The organism is Streptomyces murinus (genome assembly GCF_002154555.1).
Lineage (GTDB): Bacteria > Actinomycetota > Actinomycetes > Streptomycetales > Streptomycetaceae > Streptomyces > Streptomyces murinus.
Genome location: NZ_MUNF01000365.1, coordinates 1 through 10162, shown reverse-complemented (window position 1 = coordinate 10162; position 10162 = coordinate 1). Strand labels below are relative to the sequence as shown.

At 73.0% G+C, this 10162-nt stretch carries 12 protein-coding genes; 6 read left to right on the top strand and 6 right to left on the bottom strand.

All coding sequences use genetic code 11. The features are described from left to right. Window positions 1–49: 49 nt before the first annotated feature. From CCN72_RS22065 to hypA, 6 genes are read left to right on the top strand one after another with little or no spacing between them, the layout of a single operon-like run. A complete protein-coding gene (locus CCN72_RS22065) occupies window positions 50–1843 on the top strand; it encodes a nickel-dependent hydrogenase large subunit (RefSeq protein ID WP_086809014.1) in 1794 nt (597 codons plus the stop codon). Then, a complete protein-coding gene (locus tag CCN72_RS22060; RefSeq protein ID WP_086809013.1) occupies window positions 1836–2402 on the top strand; it encodes a NifU family protein in 567 nt (188 codons plus the stop codon). The genes CCN72_RS22065 and CCN72_RS22060 overlap by 8 nt, the downstream gene beginning before the upstream one ends. Continuing rightward, on the top strand, window positions 2399–2995 hold the full coding sequence (locus CCN72_RS22055; protein WP_086809012.1) for a DUF5947 family protein: 597 nt from the start codon (window positions 2399–2401) through the stop codon (window positions 2993–2995). Before CCN72_RS22060 ends, CCN72_RS22055 begins: the two co-directional genes overlap by 4 nt. 26 nt (window positions 2996–3021) lie before the next feature. Then, window positions 3022–3228 (top strand): hypothetical protein, encoded by a 207-nt coding sequence (locus CCN72_RS22050; RefSeq protein WP_037653844.1) that lies wholly within the window; start codon window positions 3022–3024, stop codon window positions 3226–3228. A gap of 59 nt (window positions 3229–3287) precedes the next feature. Beyond that, on the top strand, window positions 3288–3437 hold the full coding sequence (locus CCN72_RS39705) for a hypothetical protein (RefSeq protein WP_164932484.1): 150 nt from the start codon (window positions 3288–3290) through the stop codon (window positions 3435–3437). A gap of 7 nt (window positions 3438–3444) precedes the next feature. Next, the gene (gene hypA / locus CCN72_RS22045) at window positions 3445–3786 is read left to right on the top strand and encodes a hydrogenase maturation nickel metallochaperone HypA (protein WP_086809011.1); all 342 of its coding nucleotides are present in this window, start codon (window positions 3445–3447) and stop codon (window positions 3784–3786) included. Between the two features lie 76 nt (window positions 3787–3862). Here hypA and hypE read toward each other — a convergent pair whose 3' ends face one another. Genes hypE through CCN72_RS22015 form a run of 6 tightly spaced genes read right to left on the bottom strand, consistent with a single transcriptional unit; the run spans window position 3863 to window position 10146 of the window. Further along, window positions 3863–4960 carry a hydrogenase expression/formation protein HypE gene (gene hypE, locus CCN72_RS22040; RefSeq protein WP_086809010.1) on the bottom strand — a complete coding sequence of 366 codons (1098 nt, stop codon included), beginning with the start codon at window positions 4958–4960 and terminating at the stop codon, window positions 3863–3865. Further along, window positions 4953–6095: a hydrogenase formation protein HypD gene (hypD, locus tag CCN72_RS22035; RefSeq protein WP_086809009.1), complete on the bottom strand. Its 1143-nt coding sequence runs from the start codon at window positions 6093–6095 to the stop codon at window positions 4953–4955. Before hypD ends, hypE begins: the two co-directional genes overlap by 8 nt. Next, window positions 6092–6382: a HypC/HybG/HupF family hydrogenase formation chaperone gene (locus CCN72_RS22030; RefSeq protein WP_085563338.1), complete on the bottom strand. Its 291-nt coding sequence runs from the start codon at window positions 6380–6382 to the stop codon at window positions 6092–6094. The genes hypD and CCN72_RS22030 overlap by 4 nt, the downstream gene beginning before the upstream one ends. A 3-nt stretch (window positions 6383–6385) precedes the next feature. Then, window positions 6386–8719, bottom strand: a complete 2334-nt coding sequence (gene hypF / locus CCN72_RS22025; protein WP_086809008.1) for a carbamoyltransferase HypF — start codon at window positions 8717–8719, stop codon at window positions 6386–6388. Beyond that, entirely contained in the window at window positions 8716–9504 is a 789-nt protein-coding gene (gene hypB, locus CCN72_RS22020; RefSeq protein ID WP_086809007.1) for a hydrogenase nickel incorporation protein HypB, read from the bottom strand. The genes hypF and hypB overlap by 4 nt, the downstream gene beginning before the upstream one ends. A gap of 60 nt (window positions 9505–9564) precedes the next feature. After that, window positions 9565–10146 carry a hydrogenase maturation protease gene (locus tag CCN72_RS22015; RefSeq protein ID WP_086809006.1) on the bottom strand — a complete coding sequence of 194 codons (582 nt, stop codon included), beginning with the start codon at window positions 10144–10146 and terminating at the stop codon, window positions 9565–9567. Between the last annotated feature and the right edge of the window lie 16 nt (window positions 10147–10162).

Genomic DNA, 10162 nt, shown 5'->3' with positions numbered 1-10162 from the left:
CCCCGCCATCCGCTCCGCCCGACCCGAACAGCGAGGGACAGTACCGCAGATGACCACCACCGACGCGCGGACCTCAGGACGCAAACCAGCCCAGCTCGTGGACATGAACTGGGATCCGATCACCCGGATCATCGGCAACCTGGGCATCTACACGAAGATCGACTTCGCCAACCGTGAGGTCGTGGAGTGCCACAGCACCTCGTCGCTGTTCCGCGGCTACTCGGTGTTCATGAAGGGCAAGGACCCGCGAGACGCCGGGTTCATCACCTCACGGATCTGCGGCATCTGCGGCGACAACCACACCACCTGCTCCAACTACGCCCAGCAGATGGCCTACGGCGTCAAGCCGCCGAAGCTGGCCGAGCACATCACCAACCTCGGCGAGGCGGCGGAGTACATCTTCGACCACACGATCTTCCAGGACAACCTGGTCTTCGTGGACTTCTGCGAGGCGATGGTCAAGGCCACCAACCCCGGGGTGCTGGCCCGCGCCGAGCGCACCGACGCGCCCCGCGGGGATGTGCACGGCTACCGCACCATCGCCGAGATCATGAAGGCCTTCAACCCCTTCGAGGGCGAGGTCTACAAGGAGGCGCTGAAGGTCAGCCGGATCACCCGGGAGATGTTCTGCCTGATGGAGGGGCGCCATGTGCACCCCTCCACGCTCTACCCGGGCGGCGTCGGCACGATGCCGCAGCCGAGCGTCTTCACCGACTACCTCAGCCGCCTGATGCGCGTCATCGACTTCGTGAAGAAGGCGGTGGCGATGAACGACGACGTCTTCGACTTCTTCTACGAGGCGCTGCCGGGCTACGAGGAGGTCGGCAAGCGCCGTGTCCTGCTGGGCTGTTGGGGCGCCTTCCAGAACCCGGACGTGGTCGACTACCGCTACGCCACCATGAACGAGTGGGGCAAGGCGATGTACGTCACCCCGGGCATCGTGGTGGACGGCAAGCTGGTCACCAACAACCTGATCGACATCAACCTCGGGCTGCGCATCATGCTGGGCAGCTCCTTCTACGAGGACTGGGTGAACGAGGACCCGTTCGTCACCCACGACCCGCTGGGCAACCCCGTCGACATGCGCCACCCCTGGAACCAGACCACGGTGCCGGTGCCGCAGAAGCGGGACTTCGAGGGCAACTACAGCTGGGTGATGAGCCCGCGCTGGTACCACCCGGACACCGGTGAGCACCTCGCCCTGGACACCGGCGGCGGCCCGCTCGCCCGGCTCTGGTCGACCGCGCTGAGCGGCCTGGTGGACACGCCGTACGTGAAGGCGACCGGGGGCGGCATCCGCATCACCCTGCCCAAGGGCGAGAAACTGCCGGAGACCACCCTGGAGTGGCGCATCCCGAAGTGGAGCAACACCCTCGAACGCGACCGCGCCCGGCCGTACTTCATCGCCTACGCCGCCGCCATGGCCCTCCAGTTCCTGGAGGAGGCCATGGGGATGCTCCAGAGCGGCGACACCAAGGTCTTCGAGAACTTCGAGGTGCCGGACGAGTCGATCGGCTGCGGCTTCCACGAGGCGGTGCGCGGGGTCCTCTCGCACCACCTGGTGATCCGGGACAAGAAGATCGCCAACTACCACCCGTACCCGCCGACCCCGTGGAACGCCAGCCCCCGCGACATCTACGGCACGCCCGGCCCCTACGAGGACGCGGTCATGGGCCAGCCGATCTTCGAGGAGAACGGGCCCGACGACTTCAAGGGCGTCGACATCATGCGCACGGTGCGCAGCTTCGACCCCTGTCTGCCGTGCGGCGTCCATATGTACATGGGCAAGGGCAAGACCCTGAGCACCGTGCACTCGCCGACGTACGGGGCCAACCATGGCTGATCCGGCCGGACGCCTGGCGGATCCGGCGGTGGAGGCCCGCCTCGCCCGGCTCGACGAGGTGCTTGCGGGCCTTGAGCACACGCCCGGTCCGGCCCTGGAGGCGGTACGGCTGCTGACCGAGGTCTACGGCGAGGCCCTCGCCCGGGTCCTGGACGGCGCCGACGAGCGGCTGGGCGCGCGGCTGGCCGGTGACGAGCTGGTCGGGCACCTCATGGTGCTGCACGGCGTGCACCCGCAGCCGCTGGCCGAGCGGGCCGAGCGTGCCATGGAGCGGCTGCGGCCGGCGGTGCGCGAGCGCGGCGGCGACCTGACGTGGGCCGGGGTCGAGGGCGAGGTCGCCCGGGTGCGGCTCGACTCCGGCTCCAAGGGCGGCTGCGGTGGTGGCTGCGGGGGCGGCTCCGCGGACATCACCGCGGCGGTCCGGGAGGCCGTACTGGCGGTGGCCCCGGAGCTTTCCGACGTGGAGATCGTGCCGGACGGCGAGGAGCGCAAGGCCGCCCCCGCCTTCGTACCGCTGAACACGATCAAGCGCCGGTCCGTGCCGCAGGAGGCGGGGTGAGCGTGGAGGGGGCACTCGCCCGGGTCATCCGCTCCGCCGCCGACCGCGCGGCCACGGCCGACGCGGAGAGCTGCGAGCTGTGCGCGGCCCGGGTCGCGGACGAGCACGCCCATCTGTACGACACCGGGGCCGCCGAGGTGCGCTGTGTGTGCGGCCCCTGCTCGGTGCTGTTCGCGGACGGCGCGGCGGGCGAGGGCCGCTACCGCCTTGTGCCCCGGCGCCGGCTGCGGCTCCCGCCGGTCGACACCGCGGTGCTGGGCGTCCCGGTGGGGCTGGTGTTCTTCGTGCCGCGCTCCGACGGGGCGGTCACGGCGCAGGGGCCGAGCCCGGCCGGGGCGATGCGCTGGGAGGTGGACGCGGACGCCTGGCGGCGACTGGCCGCCGAGGTCCCGCAGGTGGCGTCCATGACCCCGGACGTGGAGGCGCTGCTGGTCAACACCGTGCGGGGGCTCACGGAGCACTGGATCGTGCCGGTCGACGACTGTTTCCGGATGACCGCGCTGGTCCGCCGCGAGTGGCAGGGCCTCTCCGGTGGCGGGCAGGTCTGGGCCGCCGTAGAACAGTTCTTCAGGGACCTCACCGAACGGTCGTAGTCGTACGGCCTGGAAGGAGAGCGGACATGGGCACCATCCGAGTGGGCCGCCCCGAGGCGAAGCCCGACACCCCGAGCCATGTTCCCGGGCTGCACCAGGGCAACAAGGGCCCGTACCAGGAGCAGACCGGACACCACCGGGACGGCAGCTCCGACGCGCGCCGCTCCACCGGTATCCACTGGAAGCGGCATGACGCCCTGGGCGAGAGCATGCCGAACATCTCGCCCGGCTGAGAGAACGGAAAGTGACCGCCATGAGCGATTGCAGAAGCAGAAGGCGCACGCGATCGGGGATGTCCGGACGGCAGCTGCTGCTGCTCCAGGCCGCGCTGGTCGGCGGCGTGATCACCGCGCTGGTGATCAAGGAGTTCCCCGGGATCATCCGGGAGCTGCGGATCTTCCGGATGACCGGCGGTCCGGGCGCGAACCGGCGCTACCCCTGAGACGGCCGTGCACGAACTGTCGATCGCGTCGGCGATCGTGGAACAGGCCGAGGAGATCGCCCGCGCGGACGGTGCGGACCGGGTGTCCGCGGTGACCGTCCGGGTCGGCGAGCTGTCCGGGGTGGTGCCCGACGCGCTGGACTTCGCCTTCGAGGTGGCCCGCGACGGTACGGCGCTCGCGGACGCCCGGCTCGTGGTGGAGCCGGTGCCCGCGCTGGCGTGGTGCGACGGGTGCGCCGAGGAGTTCGCGGTGGGCATACCGCCGTTCTTCTGGTGCCCGCGCTGCGACCGCCCCTCCCAGGAGCTGCGCAGCGGGCGCGAGTTGGAGATCACGGGTGTCGACACGTAGGAAGCGTCAAGGGAAAAGCCCGGTCCCCGCCGAGGACGGCGGGGACCGGGCTTTTCCGTGGCGCTTGCGGTCCCGGTCAGCAGATCCGGGGCAGCTGCTCGCCCAGCGGCAGGTCCACGACCCGGGTGCCGCCGAGGCCGGTGGCGACGACGACCATGCCCGGGTGGTCGGCCACGCACTCGCCGATCAGCGCCGCGCCGGTGCCCTGCGGATGGGCGTGCATGGCGGCGAGCACCGCCTCGGCGTGCTCGGGGGGTACGAAGGCCACGAGCCGGCCCTCGTTGGCGACGTACAGCGGGTCGAGGCCAAGGAAGCCGCAGGCGTTGGCGACCTCCTCCGGGACCGGGACGGCCCTCTCGCGCAGCAGGACGCCGGTGCCGGAGGCGCGGGCGATCTCGTTCAGGGAGGCGCCGAGCCCGCCCCGGGTGGGGTCGCGCAGGACGTGCAGGTCCTTGGTGACCTCCAGCATGGCCGCGACCAGACCGGCCAGCGGCGCGGTGTCGGAGACGATCTCGACACCGAACTCCAGGCCCTCGCGCACGCTCATCACGGCCACGCCGTGCTGTCCGATCGGCCCGCTGACGATGACGGCGTCGCCGGGCCGGGCGCGCTGCGGGCGGATGTCGACGCCGTCGGGGACCAGGCCGACGCCCGCCGTGGTGACGTAGACGCCGTCGCCGTGCCCGGACTCGACCACCTTGGTGTCGCCGGTGGCCACCGTGACGTCCGCGGCCCGGGCGGCGGCGCCGATGGCGCGCGCGATCCGCCCGACCACCTCCAGTTCCACGCCCTCCTCCAGGACGAAGGCGGTGGAGAGGTAGGCGGGCCGGGCGCCGCTCATCGCGAGGTCGTTGACGGTGCCGTTGACGGCGAGGTCGCCGAGGCTGCCGCCGGGGAAGAACAGGGGCCGTACGACGTAGGAGTCGGTGGAGAAGGCGAGCCGGGCGCCGCCGAGGTCGAACACGGCGGAGTCGGTGAGGGCGGCGAGCACAGGGTTGCCGTAGGCCGGGGCGAAGACCTGCTCGATCAGCTCGGCGGAGAGGGCACCGCCGCCGCCGTGGCCCATGACGACCACCGGCTGGTCGTGCAGCGGGGCGGGGCAGGTCCAGTTCGCCGGGTCGACGGCGGACTCGGGGGTGGCGGTCGCGGTGGCGGGGGTGGCGAGGTCAGCCAACGGGGTTCATCTCCTCCCGCGGGATCCGCGATCCCTGCGGTGCCGGGGTGTTCATGCGGCGGTAGAGGTAGTAGGCGGCGCAGGCGCCCTCGCTGGAGACCATGGTGGCGCCGAGCGGGGTGCGCGGGGTGCAGGCCGTGCCGAACGCCTCGCACTCGGTCGGCTTGATCAGGCCCTGGAGGACCTCGCCGGCCCGGCACACGGCCGGTTCCTCGGTGCGGATGTCCAGGACGTCGAAGCGGTGCTCGGCGTCGTGGTCGCGGAAGGCGTCGGTCAGCCGCCAGCCGCTGGCCGGGATCCGGCCGATGCCGCGCCAGTTGCGGTCGGTGACCTCGAAGACCTCCTCCAGCATGCGCAGGGCGGCCGGGTTGCCCTGCTCGCGCACGGCCCGCGGATAGGCGTTCTCCACCCGGTGCTCGCCCCGCTCCAGCTGGTGCACGGCGCGCCGGATGCCCTCCAGGATGTCGAGGGGTTCGAAGCCGGTGACGACGAGGGGGACGCGGTGCTTCGCGGCGAGGTCCGGGTACTCGGCGGTGCCCATCACGCTGCACACATGCCCGGCGGCGAGGAAGCCCTGTACCCGGCAGCTGGGCGCGGTCATGATCGCCTCGATGGCCGGGGGGACCCGGACATGCGAGACCAGCAGGCTGAAGTTGCCAAGGCCCAGGCGGCGGGCCTGGTGGACGGCCATGGCGTTGGCGGGGGCGGTGGTCTCGAAGCCGATGGCGAAGAACACCACCTCGCGGTCGGGGTTCTTGCGGGCGAGTTCGAGCGCGTCCAGCGGGGAGTAGACCACGCGTACGTCGCCGCCCTCGCCCTTGACCCGGAACAGGTCGCGGTCGGTGCCGGGCACCCGCAGCATGTCCCCGAAGGAGCAGAAGATCACCTCGGGCCGGGCGGCGATGGCCAGGGCCTTGTCGATGACGTCCAGCGGGGTGACGCACACCGGGCAGCCGGGGCCATGGATCAACTCGACCTCTTCAGGCAGGAGTTGGTCGATGCCGTGCCGGATGATCGAGTGCGTCTGGCCGCCGCAGACCTCCATCAGGGCCCAGGGGCGGGTGACCGTGGCGTGGATCTCGTCCAGCAGCCGGCGGGCGCGCTCGGGGTCGTTGAACTCCTCGATGTACTTCACCGGACCTCACTCTCGTTCTCCTGGCGGGCTGCCTGTTCCCACGCGTCGCCGAACTCCTCTTCCAGCAGCCCGAGTTGGTCGAACAGCTCCAGGGAGGCGCGGGCCGACTCCTCGTCGAGGCGCTGGAGCGCGAAGCCGACGTGCACGATCACGTACTCGCCGACCCGCACATCGGGCAGGTACTCCAGGCAGACCTGTTTACGGACGCCGCCGAAGTCGATCAGGCCGGTGAGGGGGTCGGCCTGGTGGTCGATGGACACGACCTTGCCGGGCACTGCCAGACACATGGCTCACTCCGTCTCGTGGTGGGGTGCGGTGGCCGCGACCATCAGCTGGCCGAGCGCCAACCCGCCGTCGTTCGGGGGGACTTCGCCGTGCCGCAGGACCGTGAAGCCGTCGGCGCGCAGCAGGGCCGTGCACTTCTCCTCCAGCAGGGCGTTGGCGAACACCCCGCCGGTGAGGGCGACCGTGTCGAGGCCGGTCGCGCCGCGGGCCCGGCGGCAGATCTCGGTGACGGCGCGGGCCACGCCCCGGTGGAAGCGGGCCGCGAGGACCGGGGCCGGGGTGCGGCGGCGCCGGTCGGCGAGCAGCGCCCGCAGCATCGGCGCGGGGTCGCAGGCGAGGGTGGCACCGCCGCCGAGCCCGAAGGGGTACGCCACCGCGTCCGCGTCCCGCGCTTCGAGGGCCGCGGCCTCCAGCTCCAGCGCGGCCTGTGCCTCGTATCCGGCGCGATGGCAGACTCCGGCGAGGGAGGCCACGGCGTCGAAGAGGCGGCCCATGCTGGAGGTGGGCGCACAGGCCACCTGGCGGTCCAACTGCTGCCGCAGAAGGTTGAGTTCGGACGGAGAGCAGGCGGTGACGCTGGGCAGTTCCGGCGCCCAGGGCAGGCCGGCGGCCCACAGCCGGGCCAGGGCCAGCCGGCAGGGGTTGGCCACGCCCGCGTCGCCGCCGGGCAGCGGGGCGGGGGTCAGATGGGCGAAGCGGCGGTAGCCGGTGTAGTCGGCGAGCAGGATCTCGCCGCCCCACACCGTGCCGTCGTCGCCGTATCCGGTGCCGTCGAAGGCGACGCCGATGACCGGGGTGGTGCCGTCGAGGCCGTGTTCGGCCATGGCGGAGGCGATATGGGCGTGGTGGTGCTGGACCAGCCGCAGCGGCAGCCGGGCGCCCGCGCGTCTGCGGGCCCAGCCGGTGGAGTGGTACCCGGGGTGCCGGTCGGCGGCGATCAGCCCGGGGGTGACCTTGGTCAGCCGGCTCAGCTGCCGTTCGGCCCGCCGGGCGGCGTCCAGCGTGGCCAGGTCGCCCATGTCGCCGATGTGCGGTCCGAACCAGGCGAGTTCGCCCTCGCCGAGGCAGGGCACGTTCTTCAGGTCGCCGCCGACCGCGAGCGCGGGCCGCACCGGGACCGGCAGCCGCAGCGGGCGCGGGACATAGCCGCGCGAGCGGCGCAGCACCTGTTCGGTGCCGTCGGGGCGGATCCGCAGCAGGGAGTCGTCGCAGGGCGCGGCGATGGGCCGGTCGTGGGCGAGCCAGGCGTCGGCGAGTCCCGCGAGCCGGGTGCGGGCCTCGGTGTCGTCGGTGACGATGGGTTCGCCGGAGCGGTTGCCGCTGGTCATGACCAGCGCCCGGGGTCCCGGTGGATCGCCGGGCAGCCCGAACAGCAGGGAGTGCACGGGGGTGTAGGGCAGCATGATCCCGAGGTGCGGGCTGCCCGGGCAGACCTGGTCGGCCAGCTCGCCCGCGGGGGTGCGGCGGCGGACCAGCACGATGGGGCGGCGGGGTCCGGTCAGCGCGGCGCGTTCGGCCGGGGTCAGCATCGCGAGGCGCTCGGCAACCGCGAGATCGGCGCACATCACGGCGAACGCCTTGCCGCCGCGCTCCTTGCGGTCGCGCAGTGTGGCGACGGCCGCCGGGTCGGTGGCGTCGCAGGCCAGGTGGTAGCCGCCGAGCCCCTTGACGGCGACGATCCGTCCGGCGGCGAGCAGTTCCCGTGCCCCCGCGAGCGCGTCCGCGTCCCGCGCCGGGCGGACGCCGGGGCCCGTCAGGGTGAGCCGGGGCCCGCAGTCGGGGCAGGCGACGGGCTGGGCGTGGAAGCGCCGGTCGGCGGGATCGCCGTACTCCCGGGCGCAGTCGGGGCACATCGGGAAGCCGGCCATGGTGGTCGCCACCCGGTCGTAGGGCATGCCGGTGGCGATGGTGAAGCGGGGGCCGCAGTGGGTGCAGGTGACGAACGGGTGCCGGTGTCTGCGGTCTTCCGGGTCGGCGAGTTCGCGCAGGCAGTCGGCGCAGGTCGCGGTGTCGGGCGGGAGCTGGGTGCGGCCGCCCGCCCGTTCGGTGGAGCGGATCGCGAAGGGTCCGGCGGCGCCCGTGGCGGGCAGCTCCTCGTGGGCGACCCGGGTCACCGTGGCCAGCGGCGGGGGCCGGTGGGCCAGCAGTTCGCAGAACCGGGCCACCTCCGCCGCCGGGCCCTCGACCTCGATCAGTACGCCGTCACCGGTGTTCCCGACGAACCCGGCCAGGCCCGTCTCGGCCGCCAGACGGTGCACATACGGCCGAAAGCCCACCCCCTGCACGGTGCCGTGCACGGTGAGCCGGCGGCGGACCGGGCCGGTCGCGGGAGCGGTCATGCGACAGGCGCGGACTCGGTGTGCTGGTGGGGGTGTTCGTGCGCGTGGTGGTGTCCGTGCGCGTGATCGTGCCCGTGCGCGTGGTCGTGTCCGTGCGGCTGCGGGGCGAGCGGCGGCCGGTGCGCGGGGGCGCCGTCGCGGGCGGCGAGGGCGCGGTCGAGGACGGTGCCGACGCCGTCGCCGGTGCGGGCGCAGGACCGTACGATCTCCACCCCGGGGTTGACCCGCTGGACATTCGCGCGGAACGTGCTCTCGTCGAATCCCGCGGCCTCGGCGAGGTCGGTCTTGGTGATGACGACGACATGGGCGGAGCCGAACGCGGTCGGGTACTTCAGCGGTTTGTCCTCGCCCTCGGTGACCGCCATCAGCACGATCCGCAGGTTCTCGCCGAGGTCGTAGGAGGCCGGGCAGACCAGGTTGCCGACGTTCTCCACGAAGAGCACCGAGGTGTCCTCGGGCAGCCAGCCCGCGAGCCGTTCGCGCACCTGGCGGGCCTCCAGGTGGCAGAGCCCGTCGGTGAGGACCTGCTGGACGGGGGCGCCGGAGCGGGCGAGCCGGGTGGCGTCGTTCTCGGTGGCCAGGTCGGCGGTGAGCGCGGCCACGGGCACGCCCCGCGCCACCGCGTCGGCGAGCATCCGGCCGAGCAGTTCGGTCTTGCCGCTCCCCGGGCTGGACAGCAGGTTGACGACGGCCACCCCCTGTTCCGCCAGTTCCTCGCGCAGGCGCGCGGCGAGGTCGTCGTTCTTCGCCAGGACGGCCTGTCGGATGTCGTCGGACCGGCACATGGGCGCTGCTCCTCGGGTTCGGCGGCTGGGCCCCGGGCCGCGTCCCGCGCGGCCCGGGTGTCATCGATCTTCGGCCGTCGCGGGCGTGTGGGCGGGCAGCGCAGCCGGGTGCGGCGGGCCGTTTTCCATCGAGCGGCCCAATGCGGCGGCCGGTGCGGCCGGGTCGGCCAGCAGCAGCGGGACGAGCGCGTGCAGCGCGGTGACGGCGGGTGCGACGGCGGCGCGTACGGCCGCGCTGAGCCCGGGCAGGATGTCCTCGTCCCCGGCGGGCAGCACCTCCGGCTCGCAGGCCAGCACCAGCACCCGGGGCAGCGGCTCCTCGCCCAGGTGGGTGGCCAGGGCCAGCACCTTCGCCGGATCCATGCCGTGCGCCTCCGGCGGGACGGTGCCGTCGGGGGGTTCGGCCTCGATCAGGGACAGCGTCCCGGGCCGCTGCCCGCGCCGGGCGGCGTCCACGAGTACGGCGGTGGCGCAGCCGCCGAGCAGGTCGTAGGCGAGGTCGAGGCCGCGGATGCCGTAGTCGCGCACCCGCACCTGCGTGGGCAGGGGGCGCTGTTCGAGGGCGCGGATCACCTCGGGCCCGAAGGCGTCGTCGGCGAGGAAGATGTTGCCGACACCGGCGACCAGGAGGGGGGCGGTCATCGGGGGGCTCCGGCTT

Bases quoted from the DNA above. Each gene is read 5' to 3' on its own strand.
- CCN72_RS22050 (WP_037653844.1), top strand. From the start codon at position 3,022: ATGGGCACCATCCGAGTGGGCCGCCCCGAGGCGAAGCCCGACACCCCG.
- CCN72_RS22030 (WP_085563338.1), bottom strand. From the start codon at position 6,382: ATGTGTCTGGCAGTGCCCGGCAAGGTCGTGTCCATCGACCACCAGGCC.
- CCN72_RS22065 (WP_086809014.1), top strand. From the start codon at position 50: ATGACCACCACCGACGCGCGGACCTCAGGACGCAAACCAGCCCAGCTC.
- CCN72_RS22015 (WP_086809006.1), bottom strand. From the start codon at position 10,146: ATGACCGCCCCCCTCCTGGTCGCCGGTGTCGGCAACATCTTCCTCGCC.
- hypF (WP_086809008.1), bottom strand. From the start codon at position 8,719: ATGACCGCTCCCGCGACCGGCCCGGTCCGCCGCCGGCTCACCGTGCAC.
- CCN72_RS22060 (WP_086809013.1), top strand. From the start codon at position 1,836: ATGGCTGATCCGGCCGGACGCCTGGCGGATCCGGCGGTGGAGGCCCGC.
- CCN72_RS39705 (WP_164932484.1), top strand. From the start codon at position 3,288: ATGTCCGGACGGCAGCTGCTGCTGCTCCAGGCCGCGCTGGTCGGCGGC.
- hypB (WP_086809007.1), bottom strand. From the start codon at position 9,504: ATGTGCCGGTCCGACGACATCCGACAGGCCGTCCTGGCGAAGAACGAC.